Annotated in this window: 19 protein-coding genes and 1 riboswitch; of the genes, 8 read left to right on the top strand and 11 right to left on the bottom strand. The window is 68.9% G+C overall.

What is annotated here, in order from left to right; all coding sequences use genetic code 11:
• Positions 1-295: 295 nt before the first annotated feature.
• The 3 genes from BOSE125_RS12725 to BOSE125_RS12715 all read right to left on the bottom strand — a co-directional run bounded on the left by BOSE125_RS12725 (position 296) and on the right by BOSE125_RS12715 (position 2606).
• Complete coding sequence (locus BOSE125_RS12725; protein WP_159553082.1) at positions 296-1228, bottom strand: nucleotidyl transferase AbiEii/AbiGii toxin family protein; 933 nt, start codon at positions 1226-1228, stop codon at positions 296-298.
• Positions 1221-2060, bottom strand: a complete 840-nt coding sequence (locus BOSE125_RS12720; protein ID WP_159553080.1) for a type IV toxin-antitoxin system AbiEi family antitoxin domain-containing protein — start codon at positions 2058-2060, stop codon at positions 1221-1223. Before BOSE125_RS12720 ends, BOSE125_RS12725 begins: the two co-directional genes overlap by 8 nt.
• A gap of 114 nt (positions 2061-2174) precedes the next feature.
• A complete protein-coding gene (locus BOSE125_RS12715) occupies positions 2175-2606 on the bottom strand; it encodes a hypothetical protein (protein WP_159553078.1) in 432 nt (143 codons plus the stop codon).
• 486 nt (positions 2607-3092) lie between these two features.
• A riboswitch (SAM riboswitch) is annotated at positions 3093-3207 on the top strand.
• 56 nt (positions 3208-3263) lie between these two features.
• Here BOSE125_RS12715 and BOSE125_RS12710 point away from each other — a divergent pair.
• From BOSE125_RS12710 to BOSE125_RS12680, 7 genes are read left to right on the top strand one after another with little or no spacing between them, the layout of a single operon-like run.
• Positions 3264-4610: an acyl-CoA dehydrogenase family protein gene (locus tag BOSE125_RS12710; RefSeq protein ID WP_159553076.1), complete on the top strand. Its 1347-nt coding sequence runs from the start codon at positions 3264-3266 to the stop codon at positions 4608-4610.
• On the top strand, positions 4594-5373 hold the full coding sequence (locus tag BOSE125_RS12705) for a class I SAM-dependent methyltransferase (protein ID WP_159553074.1): 780 nt from the start codon (positions 4594-4596) through the stop codon (positions 5371-5373). Before BOSE125_RS12710 ends, BOSE125_RS12705 begins: the two co-directional genes overlap by 17 nt.
• A complete protein-coding gene (locus BOSE125_RS12700; RefSeq protein WP_159553072.1) occupies positions 5370-7013 on the top strand; it encodes an ABC transporter substrate-binding protein in 1644 nt (547 codons plus the stop codon). Before BOSE125_RS12705 ends, BOSE125_RS12700 begins: the two co-directional genes overlap by 4 nt.
• The gene (locus BOSE125_RS12695; RefSeq protein WP_201301199.1) at positions 7010-8134 is read left to right on the top strand and encodes an ABC transporter permease; all 1125 of its coding nucleotides are present in this window, start codon (positions 7010-7012) and stop codon (positions 8132-8134) included. The genes BOSE125_RS12700 and BOSE125_RS12695 overlap by 4 nt, the downstream gene beginning before the upstream one ends.
• Positions 8131-9057, top strand: a complete 927-nt coding sequence (locus BOSE125_RS12690) for an ABC transporter permease (protein WP_159553070.1) — start codon at positions 8131-8133, stop codon at positions 9055-9057. The genes BOSE125_RS12695 and BOSE125_RS12690 overlap by 4 nt, the downstream gene beginning before the upstream one ends.
• Positions 9057-10745, top strand: a complete 1689-nt coding sequence (locus BOSE125_RS12685; protein WP_159553068.1) for an ABC transporter ATP-binding protein — start codon at positions 9057-9059, stop codon at positions 10743-10745. The genes BOSE125_RS12690 and BOSE125_RS12685 overlap by 1 nt, the downstream gene beginning before the upstream one ends.
• Complete coding sequence (locus tag BOSE125_RS12680) at positions 10742-12070, top strand: LLM class flavin-dependent oxidoreductase (RefSeq protein ID WP_159553065.1); 1329 nt, start codon at positions 10742-10744, stop codon at positions 12068-12070. Before BOSE125_RS12685 ends, BOSE125_RS12680 begins: the two co-directional genes overlap by 4 nt.
• Before the next feature lie 6 nt (positions 12071-12076).
• On the opposite strand, the gene BOSE125_RS12675 is transcribed toward BOSE125_RS12680, so the two are convergent.
• The 8 genes from BOSE125_RS12675 to BOSE125_RS12640 form a co-directional block, all read right to left on the bottom strand.
• Positions 12077-14563: a YhgE/Pip domain-containing protein gene (locus BOSE125_RS12675; protein ID WP_159553063.1), complete on the bottom strand. Its 2487-nt coding sequence runs from the start codon at positions 14561-14563 to the stop codon at positions 12077-12079.
• Positions 14563-15300: a TetR/AcrR family transcriptional regulator gene (locus BOSE125_RS12670; RefSeq protein ID WP_159553061.1), complete on the bottom strand. Its 738-nt coding sequence runs from the start codon at positions 15298-15300 to the stop codon at positions 14563-14565. The genes BOSE125_RS12675 and BOSE125_RS12670 overlap by 1 nt, the downstream gene beginning before the upstream one ends.
• A 147-nt stretch (positions 15301-15447) precedes the next feature.
• Positions 15448-16107 (bottom strand): methionine ABC transporter permease, encoded by a 660-nt coding sequence (locus tag BOSE125_RS12665; protein ID WP_371300790.1) that lies wholly within the window; start codon positions 16105-16107, stop codon positions 15448-15450.
• A gap of 5 nt (positions 16108-16112) precedes the next feature.
• The gene (locus tag BOSE125_RS12660) at positions 16113-17144 is read right to left on the bottom strand and encodes a methionine ABC transporter ATP-binding protein (RefSeq protein WP_159553057.1); all 1032 of its coding nucleotides are present in this window, start codon (positions 17142-17144) and stop codon (positions 16113-16115) included.
• Between the two features lie 132 nt (positions 17145-17276).
• Entirely contained in the window at positions 17277-18182 is a 906-nt protein-coding gene (locus tag BOSE125_RS12655; RefSeq protein ID WP_159553055.1) for a MetQ/NlpA family ABC transporter substrate-binding protein, read from the bottom strand.
• Between the two features lie 230 nt (positions 18183-18412).
• Complete coding sequence (locus BOSE125_RS12650; RefSeq protein WP_159553053.1) at positions 18413-20626, bottom strand: tannase/feruloyl esterase family alpha/beta hydrolase; 2214 nt, start codon at positions 20624-20626, stop codon at positions 18413-18415.
• 204 nt (positions 20627-20830) lie between these two features.
• On the bottom strand, positions 20831-22414 hold the full coding sequence (locus BOSE125_RS12645; RefSeq protein ID WP_236557982.1) for an MFS transporter: 1584 nt from the start codon (positions 22412-22414) through the stop codon (positions 20831-20833).
• A gap of 26 nt (positions 22415-22440) precedes the next feature.
• The gene (locus BOSE125_RS12640) at positions 22441-22797 is read right to left on the bottom strand and encodes a VOC family protein (RefSeq protein WP_159553051.1); all 357 of its coding nucleotides are present in this window, start codon (positions 22795-22797) and stop codon (positions 22441-22443) included.
• A gap of 46 nt (positions 22798-22843) precedes the next feature.
• On the opposite strand from BOSE125_RS12640, the gene BOSE125_RS12635 reads away from it, so the two are divergent.
• Positions 22844-24010, top strand: a complete 1167-nt coding sequence (locus BOSE125_RS12635; protein ID WP_159553049.1) for an epoxide hydrolase family protein — start codon at positions 22844-22846, stop codon at positions 24008-24010.
• The last annotated feature ends 32 nt before the right edge of the window (positions 24011-24042 follow it).

The following is a 24042-nucleotide window of genomic DNA, read 5'->3' as shown; positions in this document are numbered from 1 at the left end:
GCCTCTTCCACGCACCATCGCTGCGCATGCGGCAATCGCCTACAAACGCGCCAGTCAGATCGTCCTGAACCAGGTGCGTGCTGCCGTCGAGGCGCACGAGCGTCATGACGGCTGGGGCAAGTCCCGGTGGTACCTGACCAGCCGGGAGGACTCCGGCCGGGTTGATGTGGCCGGGGTCCGAGGATCCGAGGCGCAGTCGGAGCTGGTTCTAACTGCCCTCAAAGTGCGAGGTTCTCCAGGCCTGGGCACCGTGGAACCGCTGCGGCGGCTATCGCGGCGTGCGAAGGCATGGCCTTCAACCTGATGTTCTCGGCGCCGGTACCCATTGTCGTTCTTGTGGCGACCACTGGATGGAAGTAACGGGCCGGGTCAGAACCGGATCTAAGAACGCGGACGCCAGTTTTGTGGCTTGATCTATGGTGCGGAAGTCACTGCAGAGTGGAATCTCCTTGGCCATCGCGGCGTATGAGGAGCCCCACGCGGTTGGAATGTTGAAGGTGCGAATCGTATCAAGCCGCCTGCGGCGCGTTTCGAACCGGATGGCCCGGCCTAGTTCGGATCCGTTCACTGGTTGGGTCACGGCTAGGACGACGAGGTCGATGAGGTCCTTCTCGCGGCTCGATGGCCTGCCTGAGTACATCATCATGGTGGCGCAGACCTTGTCGGCGATCTGATCGACGACCGGGTAAAGACGATAGTCGTGGCTCACGAGACGGGGAAGTGGGAGCCCGTTGGCTGGTGCTTGCAGCGTAGGCTGTGTCGTCAGTCCAGTACCTACGACGAGGTCGACTTTGACTTGGGATCGTTTCTGCGCGCCGACGTAGGCATCGAAGACTACTCTGAATCCATCAGTGTACGGCTGGTCTCCGCCACCGAGGGTGGCAGTGTGGCCAGCGTAGACGAAGTGAAAGTGGTCGCCGAGATCCACGCTCGCGAGGCGGCGAAGGTCAACCAGAGCCTCGTTCAGACTGAATCCAGAGCGGTAGAGGTCCACGTCTTTCGTCGCCCGCGCGGCTGGAACGCGGGCCAGCATTCCAGTACCGCCTTTGAGGAGCCATTCGGATTGTTCTCCTTCTGAGAAAACCCTGCTCAGGAATCGCCGAAAGTGCTCTTGCCGGATGTGCGCTGAAATGGGGGTGGAGCGGTTATGGATCGAGGCCCGCCGAGCTGCCTCGCGGATTGCCGCCTCGACTGCCGTAGCGCTTCCATAGGGCACAGGCTCACTCATGTCCTTCACCGTTTTTCCGGTCCGTCGAGCGCTGGGCCGAGGCGACAGCTGCACGGCTGAGTCTGACGATCCGCGAATCAAAGCGGGCGGCAGCATGGTTCGGTGCCGGGGATGCAGTGACCACCTGGAGAATCGCCTCCGAGAGGTCCCGTTCGGAGGCGATCTGGTGAGCCAGTGATGGAAGATCCATTTCAGCTAGTTCGAGAAGATGTCTCCGAAGTGCTTTCCCGTCATCCTGGTCGAACCCGTTCCGTGCTGCGAGGGGAGCGAGGGCCTCCGCCAGCCGGTCGAGATTGAACGTCTCCTTGAGGATTGCTTCTGACAGAATGTCGGCGACCAATGTGAGGTCCGTGCGTGCGTCCACCAGATCGGCGATCGTGCGTTCGGGTGTGGTGGCGGGCAGCCCATGAACGACGGTCACTTCCGCCTCATGCAGTTGCCGCATTCGATACCGGATTTCAGGACGTTGGGATTGCCTCCGTGTCGGAACGGTGAACTCGTGTCGATCTGCAGGCAGGTCTCCGATGTGGTGGAGCCATGCAGCCGAGGCGCCAGAGGCAACCACGCTCGGCAGTTGATCGCCGAGGCGAACCTCTGCGAGACGGCGAGGATCGGTGCTGAGCCACGCGACACGTAGATCTTCGTACTCGTCACTCGGTGAGCCGGCATTTCGGTAGACGCCGTTAGCCAACCGAATTATGTCACCGGAGCCTGCGAGGCGTGCAAGGTCAAGCCGAGAGACGTCCTGTGCTGCTGCCTGGGCCGTTGTAAACATCCCCCATTGGGATGACGACAGGTCGGCAAGCTGGCGAAGCGCGATTCTCGTGCTCATGCTTTGATTGTATCTTCCAGAGTGAAACAAACCAAGCGTCTATCTGTTGAAGTTGTTGGGTGGTCTGTCGGCGGAAAGTCGGAATCAAGAGAGGGCGGGCAGCGGGGCGAAGTGCTACGAAACTTCGCTTTTGTCGGTTGGAAGGGTCGGCAACTGGGTGCCGTCGAAGCCGTCATGGTGGTTCGGAGAGTTGGCGCAAACCCACTGAGGGCCACTGGGTGAGCGCTCGACGTGCATGACCCCAGGGCGGTCCTTTGGGCACCACGGACATGCAGCTACAGGATCGGTTAGCCAGGTCGATCCGTCCTGGGCGCGTTCGAGGGTGCCCCATCTCAGAGGCAGGACGTGTGTTCCATAGGTCCTGAGGTCATTACCGGCAGCGAAGGCCAGAAGCGTGACGATCCCGAGCGCCATGGCGAAGAGCGCGAGGGGAGCAGTCAGATCAGGCAGCCACCCGATACCGAGGAAGGACGCGATGGTCATGATTCCGGAGATGGCGGAGATCCGGTCGGCAGGCCAGACCGGCCGCTTGGCGTCACGGTCCATGACAGCTTTGGTCCGCGTATCCCATCGCTCTGTATCTCCGAGGTGGATGTCCCGGCCCGCGTGCATGTTCGTGCCCCCAGCGTTGTTGCTCTGGTCTACCGCGGGGGCGGAATACCGTGAGTTGCCGCATGATGAGCAGTACGGGGCACCTTTGCTATACGGGTTCTGACAGGTTGGGCAGTAGGCCAAGTGGGACATGCGATGGCTTCCGGTGAGGTGTGATGAAGGACGCCGCCAGGTTGAGCCTCGCCCCGGACACGATAGAACTCTGGCACTCATCAACTGGTAGTCGTTCGGCCGTAGACATTGCGTTTGAGATGACTAGTCTTCTGTCCGCGTCCCTGTCGCTTCATGAGGAGACATGTTGCCCTCTCATGACGCTCCGGGACGTTGCTCCGCGGGGTCGGAGCACCCGCCGGGCCGCAGAAGTCGCCGCATTAAACCGGTGATGCGGACCAGGCGCTGAGCTCATAGCCTCGTTCCCAGAATCACGAGTTCCGGTGCGAAGCCCTGGCTGGCCGGACTGCAACCCTCTCGCTGTAGTGGGGTGCACCAGGTGATGATTCGGCCGGCCCGCAGCGGTGACCGGCAAGTACAGCCGGCTGAAGACATCTGAAGGATGATCGCTGCCCGGCGAGGCCATCCGAGAGGGCGCCCATGACCACTGTTTCACCTACCCCGACGCCGGCCCATGTGAGCACCGAAGCGCTCCGCGCCGAGTTCGCCCCCCTGTTCCGCCGCGTTCGACAAGGCGCCGTGGAGCGCGAGCGGTCACGGGAGCTTCCTTTCCTGGTGGTGGAGGAGCTCAAGCAGACGGGCTTCACCGCGTTGCGTGTTCCCCTCGAGTTCGGGGGCAGGGGAGTGGGATTGAGCGAGTTCGCCGCGCTGCTGGTGGACCTGGCCGCGGCGGATTCGAATGTCGCCCACCTGTTGCGCGGGCACATCGCCTTCCTGGAGCGGCTCTTGCTGCGGCCCCCCGGGGGCCACCGCGATCAGTGGTTGCGCCGGATCGGTGCGGGGGCGTTGATCGGCAATGCCGCCTCGGAGCGCAACGAGCTGACGGAGATCACCACCCGGCTGGAGGAGCGCGGCGGGCGGTGGACCGTCACGGGGACGAAGTACTACACCACCGGCAGCATCTACGCGGACTGGATCTCCCTGTCCGCCGTCCGAGGGGAGACCCGGCATTCGGTGCTGGTGGACGCCTCCCACCACGGGGTGCGGGTGGCCGACGACTGGGACGGCTTCGGCCAGCAGCTGACCGCCAGCGGTGGCCTCACGCTCGCCGAGGTCCCGGTGGACCCACAGGACATCCGCGCCTTCGAGCCGGAGGATCCGCATGCCGGGTTCGGGGTCGGGCTCTTCCAGGTGATCCTGCTCCTGGTGGCGGCAGGAGTGGCCCAGTCGGCGGTGGAGGATGCGGTGGACTATGTCCGCCCCCGCCGGCGGACCTTTGCCCACCGGGGCGAGCTGGCTCCCCGGGAGGAGGATGTGGTCCAGACCGTGGTCGGGGAGGTTGCCGCCAAGGCCCATGCCGCCCGGTTGATCGCGCTGGGGCAGGTGGCGGCGCTGGACGCGTATGCGCGGAAGGCTGCTGACGGTGCCCGGGAAGGGACTCCGGAGGCAGTGGCGTCCCTGGCGGAGGAGTCCGGCCAGTTGGCCCGTGAGGTGTTCCAGGCGCAGCTGGTGGTCCTCGAGCTGGTGCAGCGGGCCACCACCGAGATCTTCGAGGTGGGCGGGGCCTCGGCCACGAGCACCAGCCGGAGCCTGGACCGGCACTGGCGCAACGCCCGCACCATCGCCAGCCACAACCCCGCGAAGTACCGGGCCCGGGCGGTCGGCGAGTACCTGCTGACCGGCGAGTTCGCGCTGTGGGGCGGCAAGGGACCGGCGGGAGGCCCGGCCGTCCAGGAGGCCCAGGACGCCCAGGAGGCCCCAGAGGGCCAAGCCGGGCCAGCAGGCAATGCCGGTCGGGGTGACGCTGACCATGGCCGCCACCTTTGAGGAACTGCTCGAGGCCGGTCAATCCGCGGACGTGACCGGGTGGGACTTCTCCTGGCTGGAGGGCCGGGCCACCGAGGAACGCCCCCCGTGGGGGTACGCCGGCCACCTGGCCCGCCGGCTCCGGGATGCCTCCGCCTCCCTGGACATCCAGACCGGCGGCGGGGAGGTCCTGGCCCAGGCTGAGGTGTTCCCGCCGACCGCCGTGGCCACGGAGTCCTGGGCGCCGAACCTCGCGCGGGCCAGCGCACGGCTGCACCCCCGTGGCGTGGTGGTGGTGTCCGACCAGGACGAACCGCCGTTGCCCTTCGCCGACGCCGCGTTCGACCTGGTCTCCAGCCGGCACCCCGCGAGCCTCTGGTGGGAGGAGATCGCCCGGGTCCTGAAGCCCGGGGGCACGTACCTCGCCCAGCACGTGGGCCCGGCCAGCGCGTTCGAACTCATCGAGTTCTTCCTCGGCCCCCAGCCGGGCGCCCGCCACGTGCGGGACCCGGAGGCGGAGGCGGACGACGCGCGGGCGGCAGGACTGGAGGTCGTCGACCTCCGCAGGGCTCGGCTGAGGATCGAGATCCATGACGTGGCCGCCGTGGTCTACCTGCTGCGCAAGGTCATCTGGTGGGTGCCCGGATTCACCGTGGCGCACCACCGATGTCGGCTGAAGGACCTGCATGACCACATCCAGACCCACGGGCCGTTCATCACCCATTCGACACGGCACCTCATCGAAGCACGCCAACCCACCATCACCGGGGAGAACCAGTCATGACCACCCAGAACCATCCCGCCAGAACATCCCGCCGGACCACGCTGTGGCTGGCCGCGGCGCCCCTGGCCCTGGCCCTCGCCGCCTGCAGCCCGGCCGGTCAGACGGCCTCCACCGGACCCGTGGAGAAGGAGGGGGGCACCCTGACGTACCTCGACGCCGAGGCCTCCCGCTCCACCCAGCTCCAGGGCGCCGGGACGTGGCAGGACAGTGCCTACGTGGAGAACGTCACCGACCGGCTCGTCTGGAAGGACCCGGAGACCGGGGAACTGCTCCCGTACATCGCCGAGTCCTGGGACGTCTCCGAGGACGGCCTGACCTACGAGTTCACCATCCGCCCGGGGGTGACCTACTCGGACGGGACGCCGTTGGACGCGGCGAGCGTGCAACGCAACCTCCAGTGGCAGGCCGACGGGGACGAGGCCAAGGGCATCCAGCCGAACAACCAGTTCCCCGCGGTCGAGTCCGTGGAATCGGAGGGGGACACCGTGACGGTGGCCCTGGAGCACCCGTACGCCGAGTTCCTCGACGTCCTCTCGGGCTGGTCCGCCTCCCTCGTGGCCGATGCCACCATCGAGGCCTCACTGGAGGAGCAGCAGCAGATCACCGGGCTCATCGGCAGCGGCCCCTTCGTGGTGGAGAGCGAGAAGTACGGCGAGGAGATCGTTTTCGCCAAGCGTGAGGGCTACGACTGGGCGCCCGAGGGCGTCGGCCACGAGGGGGAGGCCTACCTGGACCGGGTGGTGGTCCGCGCCGTCACGGATGACACCGTGCGCATCGGCACCTTCCGCTCCGGGCAGGCGGACGCCATCCGCTACATCCAGCCCAGTGACGAGACCCAGCTTGCGGAGCAGGGGGCCCAGATCATCTCCGCCCAGGGGCTGGGGGCCACCAACCAGTGGATCCTGAAGCAGCAGATCCCCGCCCTGCAGGACGTCCGGGTCCGGCAGGCGATCCGGGACGGGATCGACCGGGAGCGCATCGTCGAGGACCTCTACACGGAGAACTGGGACGTGGCGCAGAGCATCGTCACCGAGGACGCCTTCGGGTTCCAGGATGCGAGCGAGACCCTGCAGTACGATCCGGACCACGCCAACCAGCTGCTGGACGAGGCCGGCTACACGGAACGTGATGCCGAGGGGTACCGGGTCAAGGACGGCGAGCAGCTGCACCTGATCACGGTGATCGACGTCTATGACAGCACCGCCCGCCCGCTGTACCAGTTGGTCCAGGCCCAGCTGAAGGAGCTGGGCATCAACCTCGAACTGCGGGACGCCGACTACTCGCAGGTCTCGGCCGCCTACGCCGCGGAGGACGTGGCGGCCACTCGCTCCGGGTGGCCCTACCCGGCCCCGTGGGCCACCCTGAGGACCTCCTGGGACCCGGAGGGGACCAACGGATTCGCCCTGCCCTCCGGGGACGCGAAGCTGGAGGAGCTCTTCGAGGCCCAGGCCACGGAGACGGACCCCGCCGAACGCGAGGAGATCCTCGGTGATCTCCAGGACCACGTGATCGATGAGGCCTACAGCGTGCCGCTGATCAAGGACTCCCAGATCTTCGCGGTGCAGCCCACCGTCCACGACTTCGGCTTCAGCGCCGAGGCCCGCCCGCTGTTCTACGGCGCCTGGACGGAGGAGAAGTGACGGCCGGGGTCCGGGAGCACCCCGCCGCACCGGGAAGCACCGTCTCCCCGGAGGACGAGGCCGATGCCTCGGGAACCGCCGCCTCGCCCCGAGCCTGGCGACCGCGCGTCGGGCACGGCATGAGACGGTACGTGGCCGGGCGCGCGGGACACGCGCTGCTGGTGGTGGCCCTGGTGTACCTGCTGACCTACTGGGTGCTCTTCGCGCTGCCGGGGGACCCGGTCCGCAACCGCCTGGAGAACCCGCAGAACCCGGTTCCACCGGAACAAGCCCAGGTCATCATCGAGTACTACAACCTGGACCAGTCCTCCGTGGAGCAGTTCTTCATCACCCTCGGACGGCTGTTCCAGGGGGACCTCGGCTATTCGCTGGGCACCGGCCGGGCCGTGGGAGATCTCTTCGCCCAGGGCATCGGCTCCACCCTGCTGCTGGCCCTCGTGGCCTTCGGGATTGCCGTGCTCATTGCCACGCTGGTGGCCGTGTTCGCCGTGTTCAGCCGTTCGGCGGCAGTGCGGGCCGCCCTCAACGTCTACCCCTCGTTGGCACTGTCCACGCCCAGCTTCCTGGTGGGGCTGTTCCTGCTGCAGGTGTTCTCCTACCAGCTCGGCTGGGTCTCCGCCCTGGACACCGACGGCCCCACGGGGTTGATCCTGCCGGCATTGACCCTCGGCATCGCCGTGAGCCCCGCCGTGACGCAGGTGCTGATCCAGGGCCTCAGCGAGGCGAACGACCAGCCGTTCGTCAAGGTGCTCCAGGCCAAGGGCCTGTCACGCTCGCGGATCATCGGCCGGCACCTGCTGCGCAACGGCTCCATCCCGGCGCTGACCCTGCTGGCCCTGACGATCGCGGACCTCATCGCCGGATCCGTGATCGTGGAGTCCGTCTTCAACCGGGCCGGGCTCGGCCTGGTGACGGAGCAGGCCGTGCGTTCGCAGGACTCGCCCGTGGTCCTGGCCGTGGTGCTGTTCGTGGCCGCGCTGTACTCGGTGGTCAACCTGATCGCCGACCTCATCTACCCCCTGATCGACCCCCGCATCGTGATCACGGAGTCCCGGGTGGCCCGGCGTCCGGCGCGGCGTCCCGGTGCCCTGAACGCGAGCCTCCCGAAAGGAACGTCATGACCACCTCCCTGCCGACCGCCGGCGTCCTCACGCCCCGGGACGGCCGCCCCCCGAAGCCGGACGGCGACTCCCGGCTGGCCCCGGGGCAGACCGGCCGCCAGCGTGTCCGGGCGGTGCTGCGTGCGCTGCGGCCCGCGGACTGGTTGTCCGGGCTCTTCGTCCTGGGACTGCTGATCGCCGTGGCCGCACCCACGCTCCTGACGTCCTACGACCCCCTGGAGGCTGGGGCGGGGCAGATCCTCGAGGCACCGGGCGCCGCGCACCTGCTCGGCACGGACTATCTCGGCCGGGACCTGGCCTCCCGGCTGGTCTTCGGGACCACCACCACGTTCTCGGCCTCGGCGGTGGCCGTCACCGTGGGGCTGGCCGGGGGGATCGTCCTCGGCCTCCTCGCCGGGTATCTCGGCGGCTGGGTGGATGCCCTGGTCAGCCGGATCGTGGATGTGCTGCTGTCCGTCCCGGGGCTGCTGCTGTCCATGGTGGTCATCGTGGCCCTCGGCTTCGGGGCCATCAACGCGGCCATCGCCGTGGGGATCTCCTCGATCGCGAACTTCGCCCGCATCACCCGCTCGGAGGTCCTGCGCGTCCGGAACTCGGCATTCGTGGAGGCCGCTCAGCACCAGGGTTCGGGCCGGACGCGCACGCTCGTCCACCACATCCTGCCGAACTCCCTGGGCCCCGTCCTGACGCTGATCCCCCTGCAGTTCGGCGGGGCCATCATCTGGATCTCCGCCCTGAGCTTCCTCGGCTTCGGCGCGGTGCCACCGCAACCGGAATGGGGCCTGCTCGTCTCCGAGGGGCGGCAGTACCTGATGTCCGCCCCCTGGCTCCTGATCGGTCCCGGACTCGCCATCGTCCTGACCGTCCTCTCGCTGTCCCACCTGCAGCGCCTCGCGGCGCGGCTCAGAAAGGAATTCTCCTGATGACGCTCACCACCACCCTGCCCCGATCCGCGGCGATCGGCCCTGACGAGGCCGCGGCCGCCGGGCCGTTCGCCGCAGAGGTCCACGGCCTGCACCTGACCTACAGCTCACCCCAGGGGCGCACCACCGGCGTGCAGGACGTGTCCTTCACGGTTCCCCGCGGGGAGACCGTCGCCCTGGTGGGCGAATCCGGCTCCGGCAAGAGCTCCGTGGTCTCCGCACTGGCCGGGCTGCTGCCGGACAACGGACGGATCGAGGCCGGGCAGCTCACGCTGGGCGGCCGGGACGTGACCTCCCTGACGGACCGGCAGTGGCGGCCACTGCGGGGAACCGTCCTCGGCTACGTCCCCCAGGACCCCCTGGGCTCCCTTGACCCCCTGATGCCGGTGGGCCAGCAGATCGCGGAGTCGGTGGCACAGGCCCGTGGCGTGGGCTCCACCGAGGCGGCGCAGGCGGCCCTGGAGCTGCTGGATCACGTGGGCATCCTCGACGCCGCGCACCGCTACCGCTCCTATCCACACGAGCTGTCCGGCGGTCAACTCCAGCGCGTGCTGATCGCCAGCGCCCTCGCTGGCCGGCCCGAGGTCCTGATCGCGGATGAGCCGACCTCCGCCCTGGACGTGACCGTGCAGAAGAGGATCCTGGACCTGCTCACCTCACTGCAGCGCGAGTTCTCGCTGACGCTGATCCTCGTGACCCACGACCTGTCCCTGGCAGCAGAGCGGGCGGACCGCGTGGTGGTGCTGCGGCACGGCCGCGTGGTGGAGCAGGGGCCGGTGGACGAGGTGCTGCACCGTCCCGTCCACGAGTACACGCGGCAACTGTTCTCCGACGTGCCCGCCCTCAACCCGGACAAGTACGCTGACCGGCTCGCCGAGGCGGCGGAGGGGCGGAGAGGCACCCCCGCCGGACGTGAGCCCGCAGCGTGGGGGATCAGCGTCCGCGGCCTGTCCAAGTCCTTCGTGCCCGGCGTCCGCGCCGTGGATCACGTGGGGTTCGAGGTGGAGGCCGGGGAGATCCACGCGCTCGTCGGCGAGTCGGGGTCGGGCAAGACCACCATCGCCCGCATCGTCGCCGGCCTGACCGGGTTCGACGGCGGCGAGGTCGAGGTGTTCGGCGAGCGGCTGGGGCGGACGCCCGGGGTGGTGAACACCTCTCCGGAACGGCTGCAACTCGTCTACCAGAATCCGCTCTCGGCCCTGAACCCACGGATCCCGGTGGAACGGCTCGTGGCCGAGCCGCTGCGGATCCGCGGACTCGGACGCCGGGAGGCGCTGGAACAGGCCCAGAGGATGCTGGATCGCGTGGGCCTCGGCCGCGACCTCTGGCGGCGCAAGGCCAGCCAGCTGTCCGGCGGCCAACGCCAGCGGGTGGCCATCGCGCGAGCCCTCGTGCTCTCGCCCTCGGTCCTGGTGCTGGACGAGCCGACGTCCGCCCTGGACGTGACGGTGCAGGCGCAGATCGTGGACCTGCTCTTCGATGTCCGGGATCAGTACGGCCTGACGTTCCTGTTGATCTCCCACGATCTGAGCCTGATCCGGCAGGTGGCGGACACCGTCACGGTGCTCGAGCGCGGTGCGCTCGTGGAGTCCGGCCCGGTGCGGGAGGTCTTCGAGGAATCCACTCAGCCCTCCACGCGGGCGCTCATCGACGCCGTGCCGCGCCCCACCCGGGAGGCCACCCGATGACCCGGCAATCACGGCAATCACGGCAGATGAGCATCGGCATGAACATCCTGGGTCTGGGTGGCCACGCGGCCGCCCGTCAGTACGGGGAGGTGCCCGCCACCGCCACCACGGATGTCGAATACTTCACCCACATCGCGAAGATCTCCGAGCGGGGCACCCTGGACGCCGTCTTCCTGGCGGACGGCCCCGCCTTCCAGGGGGACCCCGCCCAACCCACGGGGAAACTGGATCCCATCGTCCTGCTGACGGCCGTGGCGGCCGCCACCGAGCGGATCGGGGTCATCGCCACCGCCTCCACCTCCTACAACCACCCCTACAACCTGGCCCGCAGGATCTCCTCGCTGGACCACGTCAGTGGCGGCCGGGCGGCCTGGAACGCCGTCACCACCGCCGGCGATGCCGCGGCCCGGAACTTCGGCCAGGACGGTGCCGCGTTCCACTCTGACCGGTACCGCCGCGCCGACGAGTTCGTGGAGGTGGTGACCCGGCTCTGGGGAAGCTGGGAGCCGGACGCCGTGGAGCGGGCGGACGGCACCCGGGCCCTGGTGCACTCCGTGGAGCACCGGGGGGAGTTCTTCTCCGTGGAGGGGGCCGGAACGCTCCCGCTCACCCCACAGGGCCGGCCGGTGATCGTCCAGGCCGGCTCGTCCGAAGGCGGTAAGAACCTCGGTGCGAAGCACGCCGACGCCATCTTCACCACCCAGACGACCCTTGAGGACGGCATCGCCTTCTCCCGGGAGATGAAGCGGCGTGCCGCGGGCTTCGGCCGGGACCCCGAGACCCTGAAGATCATGCCGGGGCTCTCCACCGTGATCGGCTCCACGGAGGAGGAGGCACACCGGAAGGCCGATGAGCTCGACTCCCACCTGTCTCTGGACCAGGAGCTCGGGTTGATCGCCGGGCGTCTCGGGATCGACGCCCGGGAACTCGACCTGGACCGGCCCCTGCCCTGGGAGCAGTTCCCGGAACCCAGCGACTCCGTGCGCACCAGCCACGGATTCCTCGAGGCGCAGCTCAACCTCGCCCGGAAGGAGGACCTGACACCCCGGCAGCTCACCCGGAGGATCCGCAGCGGTCACCGGCTGGCCGTCGGCACACCGGAGCAGATCGCGGCGACGCTGACGGAGTGGTTCCTGGCGGGGGCGGGGGACGGCTTCAACATCATGCCGGACACCTTCCCCTCCGGGGCGGAGATCTTCGTGGACCACGTGGTGCCGGAGTTGCGCAGGCGAGGGGTCTTCCGGCACGAGTACGCGTCCAGCACCCTGCGCGGGCACCTGGGACTGCCCGTGGACTCGCCGGCGGACCTGGTGGGGCGCCGCTGAGGCGGGTCAGGCCGTGGCCACCGCAGCCTGCCCCTCGGGCCGACCCGAGGCGGAGGTGGCCTGACGCGCCTTGACGCCCTTGAGCGCCACGGCCACCGCCAGCATCACCACCGCGACACCCATCCAGATCAGCATCACCGTGATTCCCTGGCCCACGCCGATCGTCCCGCCGGCGATCAACGACCGGAAGGACTCCACCGCGTAGGTCATCGGCAGCCAGGGGTGGATCGCCTGGAAGAACGCGGGCGCGGTCTGGACGGGATAGGTGCCGCCGGCGGCCGAGAGCTGCAGCACGATCAGCATCAGGGCGAAGAAGCGCCCGGGTGGTCCCAGCAGTGCGATCAATGCCTGGTTGATGGCCATGAAGGTCACCGAGGTCAGCGCGGCGAAGCCGGCCAGGCCCCAGGCGTTGGCAGGGGTCAGGTCCAGGCCGAACACGATCACCGAGACCATCAGCAGGGACTGCACCACGCCCATCAGCGCGGGCAACGCGGCCGAGCGCAGCATCACGCGCCACAGGGGTTTGCGCTCGGCGATCATGGTCTCGCGGACGGCCGGGCGCATCAGGAAGTACCCCAGGGCGCCCACCCACAGGGCCAGGGCCATGAAGTACGGGGCCAGTCCGTAGCCGTAGGAGGGGACCTCGTTGGTGCGTTCCATGTCCGCGCTCACCGGCAGGGCGGCCACGGAGCCGATGCTCGAGGCGTCCTGATCCGTGTAGCTCGGTACGTCCGCCGTGCCGTCCCGCAGGGATGTGAACAGCTGGCCGGAGCCATCGGACAATTCCCCCAACCCGGAGGCAAGCTCGCGTGAACCGTCATCGGCGGTGGCGAGTCCGGAGGACAGCTCGGAACTGCCCGCGGCCAGTTCCTGCGCACCGGAGGCCAGTGCCGGCATCTGCGAGGCCAGCTGGCCAGCGCCGTCGCTCAGCTGCGAGGTGCCGTCGGCCAGCGTCTGCGCTCCGGTGGCGGCCGTGGAGATCCCGTCCGTCAACGCGCCGGAGCTGTCCGCCAGGGTCTGCGCTCCCGCGGCCACCTGGTCGGCGCCGTCCGAGAGCGTGTGGATATTGTCCGCCACCTCGGAGACCGTGGTGGTGGCCGTGGACGCCGCAGAGGCGATCTCGTCCACGCGGTCCTGCAGGCCGGTCAGCCCCGTGCCGGAGGAGGTGTCCCCGACGATCCCGCCGAGCCCCTCGTTCACCGTGGACGCCCCGGCCGCGGCCTGTTCGGCGCCGGCCGTGACCTGCCCCGCGCCGTCGGCCAGCTCGGTGAGGGCGGCCTGGCGCTGCTCGTCGGTCATCGAATCGTAGGCGGCCTGCAGGTTCGCGATCCGCTCCTCCACTGTGCCCGCATCGCCCTGCACCTGCTGCACGCCGGTCACCACCGCGCCCGCGCTGTCCCGCAGCTGCTGCGCGCCGGCCACGGCCTCGTCCACTCCCGAGGCGAACTGCCCGGCTCCGCCCGAGAGGGTGCCCGCGGTGTCCTCGAGGGCGGTGACCCCCTGGTCCAATTGCCCGACGCCGGCCGCCACCTTCCCGGCCCCGTCCGCCAGGGCCTGGGTCTGGCTGGGCAGGGACTCGGTCTGGGACCGCATCTGGTCCAGCCCCGAGCTGAGCTGCTGCGCGCCGTCGTTCGCCGAGGAGGCGCCCTGGGCGAGGTCCTGACTGCCCGCGTTGGCGGCGGCCGCTCCCTCGGCGAGCTGCTGGGCCCCGCTGTCCAGGGTGACGGAGCCGTCCGCCAGCTGGTCGATCCCGACCACCAGGTCTCCGGCGCCGCTCTCGGCATCATGCGCACCTTCGGCCACCTGCCCGGCGCCGTCGGCGGCCTCCTGCATGCCGTCATGCACCTCGGTGAAACCCAGCAGGACGTTCTTCACGTACTCCTCGCCGATGCCCTGGGCCACCGTGCTGGACGCGGTCTCGCCGATGGTCTTCGCGATGGTGCCCATGATGATGTTCGCGCCGTCATTGGTCTGCATACGCAGGGTGGACTGCTCCGCGTCCGCCGCCTCGCCCGTGGACAGCCCGGCCGCGTGCGCGGAGAACTGCCCCGGGATGGTCAGCACGGCCAGCACGTCCCCGGACTCCAGGGCGGTCTGTGCCTCGGACTCATCCATGGGCTGCCAGTCCAGGTTGTCCGCGTCCTCGGCCGGGTGCACCAGTTCCTCGGTCAGGTCCTCGCCCAGGTGGATGGTCTCGCCCTGGGATTCAGCCGGCTCGTCCAGGTTCACGACGGCGGCCGGCACCGCATCGAGGTGACCCGTCGGGTCCATGTTGGAGCCGGTGAGCAGTCCTGAGTACAGGGACGGGATGATGGCCAGGGCCAGCAGGATCACGCCGAACCAGGCCATGGGACCGTACTTCCGGAGCGCTGACGTCCCGGCCTTCGTGGGCTGGAGGTCCTCGGCGGCAGAGTGGTGCGCGCCGGGACTCGGCCACGGCGTGGTGCTGTTCCGCAGCCGGAAGGTGGGCTTGTGGTTCTGGTGCTGCGCCATCAGGCGATCCCTTCCGGGGAGGAGCCGGCCGGCGTCGTGCCGGGGTGTGTGGAGAAGGTGATGGGAGCCGGTGAGGCCGAGCGGACCGTGGCGATCTCCTGCTCCGTGGCGCCTGAGCTGGACAGGAGCAGGGCGGAGAGGCGCTCGACCATCTCTGGGACCTCGCCGAGCGGGTCGGTGGAGGAGGCCAGCCATTGCTGCACCAGCCAGACCGTGCCGGCGGCGAGGAACTCCGCGCGCTCGGCGGCGGTGTCCGGGCCTTTGCGGCGGTGGATGATCGGGCCGAGGGGGGAGTGCGCCAGGAGCCGGTGGGAGATGTAGCGGACGAAGTCGCTGGCCACGTCCGTGGGGTTCAGGGCGATGGCCGAGAGGTAGAAGCGGCGGCGCTCGGCCAGGTCGGTGAGCAGGGTCTGGAAGGTGTCCCGGGCGAAGATGGTCCAGGTGTCCCCGATCTCCACCGCGGGCACGCGTTCGAACGTGGCCTCCATCCGCTGCAGCGCGGCCGCACGGACCAAGGCGGGGACGTCCCGGAAGTACTTGTAGAACGTGGGGCGGCTGACGCCGGCGCGGCGGGCGATGTCCGCCACGTTGAGGGCGGCGGGGTCGGCACCGCGCTGGGAGCCCTCGTCCAGCATCGCCGTGACGGCGTCCACCAAGGGGGCCAGTGACCGTCCTGGCGGGACCGACGGCTGATCCTGGTGCTGTTCGCGATGATCCGTTGACGACTGCTCGCTCATCGATGACTCCTGCTTCAGTGGCTGACGGGAGAAAACTTTACACCTGTAAAGTTGATGCCGCCACGATGTCACCGGCCACCGTTAACGAGCCGAGCCACAGTGATCAACACTGTGGCTCGGCAGGATGGCTGAGAGTGGACGGTCGGTCTACCGCCGCAGGATCTTGCGGGCCAGGATATTGCCCAGGGCCTGGATGACCTGGACCACGATCACGATGATGAACAGCGCGGTCCACGTGACCACGGGGTCGAACTGGCGGTAGCCGTAGGAGACGGCGTAGTTGCCCAGGCCCTCACCGCCGATGATGCCGGCCACGGCGGACATGTCGATCAGGGCGACGATGGCGAAGGTGTAGCCCAGCACGAGCGGGCCCAGGGCCTCCGGCAGGATCACGGTGCGGACGATGCGCCAGGGGCTGGCACCCATGGCACGGGCCGCCTCGATCACGCCGGGATCCACGGCCATCAGGTTCTGCTCCACGAGCCGGGCGATGAAGAAGCTGGCCGCGATCGAGATGCCGAACACCACGGCGTCGGAGCCGATGCCGGTGCCCACCACCTGCCGCGCCAACGGCTGGATGGCTGCGATGAAGATGATGAACGGCACGGGGCGGAACGTGTTGACCAGGATGTTGATGACCCAGAAGACGGCCGTTTGCTGCATGATCCCGCCCTTGCGGGTCACATACAGCAGCAGTCCCAGGATGAGGCCGCAGATCCCGCCGAAGACGAGGGCGAGGGCGACGATCCACAGCATGATGCCGGTCTGCTCCAGCAGCGTCGGCATCAGCTCGGTGATCTGATCGATGATGGTCATGCGTGCACCTCCTCGACGGTGACTCCGGATCCGATGGAGGAGATCGCCTCGTCCACCGCCGCGGCCTCCCCGCGCACGGCGATCGTCAGCAGCCCGTAGACGCGGCCCTGGATGGAGTCCACGCCGCCGTACACCAGGTTGAAGTCGACGCCGGCGCGCGCCAGTGCCCCGAAGACGCGGGCCTCGGTGGCCCCCTCGTCCGTGAACGAGATGGTGAAGAACCGCCCCTCGTGCTGGGCGCGCAGCTCGGTGAGCTCGTCGCCGGTGGGCAGGTTCCGCACCACGGTGCGCACGAAGCGCCTGGATGTGGCGGTCTGCGGGTTGGTGAAGACGGAGTAGGTCTCACCGGCCTCCACCACCTGGCCGCGGTCCATCACGGCGACCTTGGTGGCGATCCGGGCGATCACGTCCATCTCGTGGGTGATGACCACGATCGTCACGCCGAGCTCCCGGTTGACCTTGGCCAGCAGGTCCAGGACCTCGTCCGTGGTCTCGGGGTCCAGGGCGGAGGTCGCCTCGTCCGCGAGCAGGATGGGCGGGTCCGCGGCCAGGGCCCGGGCGATGCCGACGCGCTGCTGCTGACCGCCGGAGAGCTGCTCCGGGAAGGCACTGGCCTTGTCCGCGAGCCCCACGAAGTCGAGCAGCTCGAGCGCCTTCCTCCTTCGCTCGGCCTTGCCCATCCCGGCGACCTCGAGCGGGTACTCCACGTTGCGGCGCACCGAGCGGGAGCTGAGCAGGTTGAAGCGCTGGAAGATCATCCCGATGCCGGTGCGCATCTGGCGCTGCCGAGCCGCGGAGAGCCGGGTGATGTCCGTCCCGTCGATCTCGATCGAGCCGGCGGTGGCTGGCTCGAGGGCGTTGATCAGGCGCACGAGGGTCGACTTCCCCGCGCCCGAATAGCCGATGATGCCGAAGACATCACCTTTCTCGATCTCGAGGCTGACACGGTCCACCGCCACGGTCGGGGCGTGACCGCGCTGCGGCGCGGGATACTCCTTGGTGACGTCCTTCAGGGCGATGTGGGGCATGGGGTGATTGTCCTGCAATTCCTTCGGTTCGGGCACCTTTTGACCTGGGCACGGATGTGCCCACCACGCCCGACGCCGGCCGGCGCCTCCCAGCGGAAGGTGCCGGCCGGCGTCGGGCCCGGTTGCCGGGGATCAGCCTGCGTTGCGGAGAGCTTCCTCAGTGCTCGTGAGCGACTCCTGCAGCTCCGCCGCCGGGGTCTGCAGGAACACCGCGGAGCCGCCGGCCGACTCCTGGGCGCCGTCCAGAACGTCCTGGTTGGTCTGGTAGATCTCCACCAGCTGGTTCAGCACCTCGTTGTCCTTGTCCTCGGACTTCGTGGCGAAGATGTTGACGTAGGGCAGGGCCGCCGGGTCCTCGGGGTCGTCCTGGGCGATGGCGTCCTCGGGAGTCAGACCAGCGTCACCCATGAAGTCGTTGTTGACGATGGCGGCGGCGACGTCCGGCAGGGAGGTCACGGTCACGGCGGCGTCCAGCGCGGAGACCTCGACCTTGGACTCCTCCTCGATGATGTCCTCCGGGGTGGAGGAGGCGTTGCCGCCGTCCTGGAGCGTGATCAGCCCGGCCGACTGCAGCACGAGCAGGCCGCGGGCCTGGTTCACGGTGTCATTGGGGACGATCACCGTCTCGCCCTCCTGGATCTGGTCCACCGAGTCGTACTTCTCGGAGTACAGGCCCATGGGGTAGATGGCGGTGGCGCCGATCGGCTGGATGTCATCCCCCGACGCGACGTTGTAGTCCGCGAGGTACTGGATGTGCTGGAACTGGTTGATGTCCAGCTCGCCCTCGGCGGTGGCCGGGTTCACCTGCGGGTATTCCGTGAAGTCCACGATCTCCAACGCGATGCCCTCGGCCTCCACGGCCTCCTCGAACGTGGTCCAGTACGGTTCGGAGGCGCCCACCACGCCGAGCTGGACCGGATTCTCCTCGGAGCCCAGTTCGGCGTCCTCGCTGCCACCGCCGCCGCAGGCGGACAGGGCCAGGGCGCCGGCCAGTGCCAGGGCGGAGAGGGAGAGTGCGCGGGTGCGGTTGTGAGTCATAGGTGGTGCTCCTGTTGTCAAGGGGGTGGTGACCGGTTAAAGCGTAGTTTTGTGCGCGCTCCTGCCGTCATACGCCGACACACAGGATAGTTCACCGGCCTGTGGCACCCCTGACTGCGCTTTCCGGGCGAAACGTGTAGCTGCATGACGCTGCGGCACAGACTCATCCGCGCCACCGCGATCCTGCCCAGCCACAGTGAACATCCCTGTGGCTGGGCAGGAGGCGAGTGTCACCCTCGGTCGGCCACCAGGTACTCGTACCGGTAGAGCAGGGTGGCGGTCTCGGCCCGGGTGATGTGCTGGTGCGGCTTGTAGGAGCCGTCACGGTAGCCCTGCGAGATGCCCTCGGACGCCATCCACGTGACGGCCTCGTAGTGGGTGTCGGTGGTGTCCACGTCCGTGAACTCGCTCTCCTCCGGGCCCTGGTGTGCCGGGTCCACGGCACGGTAGAGGAAGGAGGCGAACTCGCCGCGGGTCACGGATTGGCCGGGCCTGAACTGCCCGTCGGCATAGCCGAGGGTGATCTCCTCGCCGGCGGCCCAGCTGATCGGAGTGTAGAAGGTGGAGCCGGCGGGCACATCCGTGAACGTGGAGTCGCCCGGCTCGGCATCCGGAGCGAGGTGCCGCTGCAGGAAGGCCACGGACTCGCCGCGGCTGATGTCCCGGTACTTGCCGAAGGAGCCGTCGGCATAACCCTGGGTGATCCCCGCCAGCTGCAGCCACCGCACCGGTACGTAGTACGAGGAGTCCGGCTCGTTGTCGGTGAAGTCGGCCACCGTCTCCGTGATCACGCACTCGAAGGAGCCGGCCGAGTCCTCGGAGACGGCGCCCTGGTACTCGGGCCAGGCCGGGTACTGGCACATCGGCCGGGTCCGGTCCGTGCCCTCATTGGCGTCCTCGGCGGTCAGGGTGCCGGGTGCCGTTCCGTCCTCCACCCAGCCGGTGATCACGCCCAGCCCGTCCCACGTGGCGTTGAACGGACCGAAGCCATGGCCGAGCCCCGGGACCTTGTAGTACCGGGCGCTGTCCGCGAGCTCCTCGCCGAAGATCTCGGTCTGCTGCTCCCAGTAGGCGTCCGAGTTGTGCGGGCTGATGAAGTCGTCCGCCGTGCCGTGCGTCATGATCAGCTTGCCGCCGCGGTCGAAGAAGGGCTCCAGGCTCACATCGGAGACGTCCGTGATGGCCGCAAGCTCCTGGATCCGCTCCTCCCACTGCGTGGGGTCGAACTCCATGGCGTCGTAGTCCGGGTCCTGGGTGATCAGGTACTTCACGTTGGTGGCGCCGACGCTGTAGAGCAGGCCCTCGCTGCCGGACAGGGGATTGGACGGCTGCGGCTCGGCCCCGAAGTTCGAGGCCTGCCAGAGCGCGCCCTCCAGGATCGGCCAACGCCTGGCCTCGGTCTGGCCGGCGATCTCGACGCCGGGGACGTAGCTGGAGTGGACCGTGTCGATGGCCGCGAGCTGCTCCGGCGTCAGGCAGGCGTCCTCCTCGGGGGCACCCGCCTCACAGCCCAGCAGCTGCTCGACCGCGTCGATGGTGAGTACCTCGTTGCAGCCCGCCACGTTGGAGATGATGCCGTCCACGGCGCCATCGAGTTCCGCCGTGTCACACACCTCGTAGACGGTGTCCGTCAGCAGTTTCGTGTCCTCCGGGCTGAGCCAGGCCTCGCCGCCCTCGGCGTACATGGCCCGGCCGGCGTTCAGGGAGGACAGGTGAAGCATCATGACGTTGTAGGCCGGGTAGTTGGCCACCACGCCCTCGTAGTCGTCCGGGTACCGGGCTGCGGCGTCCAGGGCCTCGTGCCCACCCTGGGAGCCGCCGATGAAATAGGCGTACTCGGACTCCTGGCCGTAATACGTGCCCATGAGGATCTCGGAGACGTCATGGGCCTTCTTGATGGAGTACAGGCCGTAGTCCTTCAGCGATTCCTCGTTGAGGGCGAACTCGGCGTCGAATCCGGCCTCCGACTCATGGCCGCCGTCCGAGCCGAGGGTCGTGTAGCCCTGAGCCAGCGGGGTCTCGAGGTCCTGCGGCTGCAGGTTGTGGTGTCCGGTCCCGGTGACGAGGGTGCCGTTGAAGGCGCCTCCACCGAACTGCAGGGACTTCCCGTTCCAGCCGTCCGGGAGGTTCACCTGGAAGGTCACGCCGGGGGCTTCGGGATCGACCGGCAGGGTCTTGCCGATCACCTTGCAGTAGGACCCGTCCGTCTCGTCCGAGACGTGTTCGGCGGTGTTGACGACGGCGCCGGAGGTGGGCACTCCGATCTGTTCGGCGTCGATCTCCAGTCCGGCGAGGGTGGAGCAGTGCTCAGTGCCGCCCGATCCCACGTCTGTCGGGTCCAGTGGTCCAGTGGCCTGGGCTGGAGCCGAGAGGCTCACCGCCACCATGGATACCGCCGCCACGGTGCAGGCCAGTCGCCGCGCACCTTCCCTGAATCTGGACATGATGGTTCCTCCCCGAGTGATGGCTTCCGGCGGTGCCGTGCGGGAGGACCCGCGATTCGCCCGCCGTGGAACCCATCGAGAGCAGCGAGGATGGAGCACCAGGGCGAGGGGAGCACCGACGGACTGTGGCCATATCCTGGATCCAGGGCAATGAGTGTGTCAAGGATCACACCGCCAGGCGGAAGGTTGCCGCCGCGCCGGCCCTCAGGTCCGGCCCTTCGCCCGCCCCTTCGCCGGGATCATCACCGCGACGCCGGCCGCCACCAACGCTGCACCGGCACCACACAGCAGGGCCACCAGGAACCCGGTCTGGCTGGGTACCGGGATGCCGCCCACCTCCTGGGTCATGGCCCCGAGCAGGGCACCGATGACGGCGGCGGAGATGCTGGTGCCCAGCGAGCGCATCAGCGCGTTGAGCCCGTTCGCCGAGGCCTTCTCCGTGGCCGGCACGGCGCCCATGATCAGGGCGGGCATGGCGCCGTACGCGAAGCCGATGCCACAGCCGACCAGGGCCCCGGCGCCGCACAGCAGCACCAGCGTCCACAGGATCGTCGTGCCGTCGGCGGGCCCCGGGGTACGGCTGCCGAGGGTCGCGAGGATGAGGGCGGTGGCCCCGTAGCCCCCGGCGATGATCACGCCGGCCAGTGTGAGAGTGCGCTTCGGACCCCTGCGGTAACTGATCCGCGCACCGAGCCCGGAGACCGCCATCATGCCCAGCCCCATGGGTGCCATCCACAGGCCCATCTGGATCATCGTCTGGCCCAGCCCGTACCCGAGGTCCACGGGCAGCTGCATCACCTGCGGAACGATCAGGTTCATCGCGTACATGCTGAAGCCGAACAGCACCGAGGCGAGGTTCGTCAGCAAGACCACGGGCCGCAGCGTGGTGCGCAGGTCCACCAGCGGCCCCGGCCGGCGCCATTCGTAGGCGCCCCAGGCCACGAGCACGACGACGGCCACCCCCACGCTGCCCAACGTCAGGACGCTGCCCCACCCCCATTCGGCACCCTTGGAGATGCCCAGCAGCAGGGCCGTCAACCCGATGGCCAGGCCGATCGCACCGACCACGTCGAAGCCGGCGGGCTTGCTGACCGTGCCTGCCGGGCTGGGGCCGTCGGCAAGCACGGGACGGGCCGCCGGGCGGAGGGCCGGGACGATCAGGATGATGGCGACGGCCGTGGCCACGGCGATGGCCGCCGTCGCCCAGAAGAGCACGCGCCAACTGGCGAACTGGGCGATGGCCGCAGCCACCGGGATGCCGAGGGCGCCACCGATGCCCATGGAGGAACTCATCAGGGCGATCGCGGAGCCGGCCTTCTCGCTGGACAGTACGTCGTGGATCAGGGAGATGCCCAGCGGGATCATGCCGGTGCCCAGGCCCTGGAGGCCGCGGCCGAGGATCATGATCACCACGTCGGTGGCGAGGGCGCAGACGATGGAACCGAGGATGAAGGGGGTGACCGCCACCAGCATCATCCGCTTCTTGCCGTACAGGTCCGCCAGCCGGCCCATCACGGGCGTGCTCACGGCGCCCACGAGCAGGGTCACGGTGATCACCCAGGAGGCGGTGGCAACGTCCGTGCCGAAGATGACGGGCAGCTCACCCAGGATCGGCACTACGAGCGTCTGCGCCAGGGAGACCACGATGCCGGTGGCCGCGAGCACCGCGACGAGGAGCCGCGGGTTCACGGCCGGGTTCACGGCTGGGGCGGAAGCATCCGGGAGATGGGCGTCAGGAGCGTCCTGCGAGCGGCTGGCGGCGCTGGTCCGCGGATCTGAAGGTGGCACTCGTGAATGCTACAGAGCCGGCTGCGTCAGGACGTGGACCAGGTCGCCAGTTCGTTGCCGCCGGGATCGGTGAAGTGGAACCGCCGGCCGCCGGGGAACGCGTAGGGTTCCTGGGTGATCTGCCCTCCGGCCGAGCGCACCGCCTCCACGGTCGCGTCGAGATCGTCCGAGTAGAGGATGACCAGCGGCATCCCGGAACCGGCGACCGCGTGGGGGTTCAAGCCGCCGACCTCACCATCGCCCTCTGCCGCCTGGATGCCCGCGTAATCAGGGCCGTAGTCGTTGAAGGCCCAGCCGAAGGCCTCGCCGTAGAAGGCCTTGGCCCGCTCCAGGTCCGGGGCGGCGAGCTCGACGTAGTCGATGGTGTGGTGGGTGGGTGCCATCGGCCCATCGTAGGGACTCCGACGTGCCGTGCGCCACAATGGGGCCATGACAACGGTCGACCCTCGCCAGCCTGTGCCCTTCGAACTGCACATCCCCGCATCCGACCTCGAGGACCTGAATCGACGGTTGGCCAACACCCGGTTGCCCGACCAGGCGCCGGACGCTGCGTGGGCCCACGGGGCCGACGTCGACTGGTTGGCCGAGCTGGTCGGCTACTGGCGGGACGGGTTCGACTGGCGGGCCCAGGAGGCCGAGCTGAACTCCTTCCCGCAGTTCCGCAGCGAGGTGGGCGGGATCCCGCTGCACTTCCTCCACGTCCCCGGCCGGGGACCGGCGCCGATGCCCCTGCTGCTCAGCCACGGCTGGCCCGGCTCGGTGTTCGAGTTCCTCGACCTCATCCCGCGGCTCACCGATCCCGCCAGCTTCGGGGGAGACCCGGCCGATGCGTTCACCGTGGTGGCGCCCTCCCTGCCGGGCTACGGGCTGTCCTTCCGGCCCGGACAGCCCCGGCTCGACGTGCCGGAGATGGCCGATCTCTTCGCCGAACTGATGACGGACGTCCTCGGCTACCGCACGTTCGCCGCCCAGGGCGGGGACTGGGGCGCGCACATCGCCACCAGCCTCGCCGTCCGCCACCCGCAGCGACTCACGGGAATCCACCTGAACTTCCTGATCGGACTGCCCGGCGCCGCTCCCGCCGAGGGAGCCACGGAGGAGGAACGGCGCTACCTGGAACAGCAGGCTGAGTGGCGCCGGCGGGAGGGGGCCTACACCCAGATCCAGGGCACCAAGCCGCAGACTCTCGCGGCCGCCCTGATGGACAGCCCGGCCGGGTTGGCGGCGTGGATCGGGGAGAAGTTCCACGGTTGGACGGACCACGGCGGTGACGTGTTCGAAGCCGTGGACCGGGACCGGATGCTGGCGGACATCGCCCTGTACTGGTTCACGGGGGCCGTCGCCTCCTCGTTCTGGCCGTACCGCGCGCAGGTCCAGGGCATCGGGCCCTTCTCCGGCGGTGCCACCGTGGACGTGCCCACCGGCTATGCGGCCTTCCCCGCCGAGATCCGGGTGCCGCCGCGCAGCCTGGCCGCCCGGCACTTCACGGATATCCGCCGCTGGACGCAGATGGACCGTGGCGGGCATTTTGCCGCACTCGAGCAGCCCGAGGCCTTGGCGCAGGAGATCAAGGCGTTCTTCCGGGACCTCCGGTGACGGTGCTGAACCTTGCCCAGCGCCGCCGTGGT

The organism is Citricoccus sp. K5 (assembly GCF_902506195.1).
GTDB lineage: Bacteria > Actinomycetota > Actinomycetes > Actinomycetales > Micrococcaceae > Citricoccus.
This window is presented reverse-complemented; position numbering and strand designations above follow the sequence as displayed.

Excerpts from the sequence above, each read along its gene's own strand:
- BOSE125_RS12725 (WP_159553082.1), bottom strand. The coding sequence starts at position 1,228 with ATGAGTGAGCCTGTGCCCTATGGAAGCGCTACGGCAGTCGAGGCGGCA.
- BOSE125_RS12720 (WP_159553080.1), bottom strand. The coding sequence starts at position 2,060 with ATGAGCACGAGAATCGCGCTTCGCCAGCTTGCCGACCTGTCGTCATCC.
- BOSE125_RS12715 (WP_159553078.1), bottom strand. The coding sequence starts at position 2,606 with ATGGACCGTGACGCCAAGCGGCCGGTCTGGCCTGCCGACCGGATCTCC.
- BOSE125_RS12710 (WP_159553076.1), top strand. The coding sequence starts at position 3,264 with ATGACCACTGTTTCACCTACCCCGACGCCGGCCCATGTGAGCACCGAA.
- BOSE125_RS12705 (WP_159553074.1), top strand. The coding sequence starts at position 4,594 with ATGGCCGCCACCTTTGAGGAACTGCTCGAGGCCGGTCAATCCGCGGAC.
- BOSE125_RS12700 (WP_159553072.1), top strand. The coding sequence starts at position 5,370 with ATGACCACCCAGAACCATCCCGCCAGAACATCCCGCCGGACCACGCTG.
- BOSE125_RS12690 (WP_159553070.1), top strand. The coding sequence starts at position 8,131 with ATGACCACCTCCCTGCCGACCGCCGGCGTCCTCACGCCCCGGGACGGC.
- BOSE125_RS12685 (WP_159553068.1), top strand. The coding sequence starts at position 9,057 with ATGACGCTCACCACCACCCTGCCCCGATCCGCGGCGATCGGCCCTGAC.
- BOSE125_RS12680 (WP_159553065.1), top strand. The coding sequence starts at position 10,742 with ATGACCCGGCAATCACGGCAATCACGGCAGATGAGCATCGGCATGAAC.
- BOSE125_RS12675 (WP_159553063.1), bottom strand. The coding sequence starts at position 14,563 with ATGGCGCAGCACCAGAACCACAAGCCCACCTTCCGGCTGCGGAACAGC.
- BOSE125_RS12670 (WP_159553061.1), bottom strand. The coding sequence starts at position 15,300 with ATGAGCGAGCAGTCGTCAACGGATCATCGCGAACAGCACCAGGATCAG.
- BOSE125_RS12660 (WP_159553057.1), bottom strand. The coding sequence starts at position 17,144 with ATGCCCCACATCGCCCTGAAGGACGTCACCAAGGAGTATCCCGCGCCG.
- BOSE125_RS12655 (WP_159553055.1), bottom strand. The coding sequence starts at position 18,182 with ATGACTCACAACCGCACCCGCGCACTCTCCCTCTCCGCCCTGGCACTG.
- BOSE125_RS12650 (WP_159553053.1), bottom strand. The coding sequence starts at position 20,626 with ATGTCCAGATTCAGGGAAGGTGCGCGGCGACTGGCCTGCACCGTGGCG.
- BOSE125_RS12640 (WP_159553051.1), bottom strand. The coding sequence starts at position 22,797 with ATGGCACCCACCCACCACACCATCGACTACGTCGAGCTCGCCGCCCCG.
- BOSE125_RS12635 (WP_159553049.1), top strand. The coding sequence starts at position 22,844 with ATGACAACGGTCGACCCTCGCCAGCCTGTGCCCTTCGAACTGCACATC.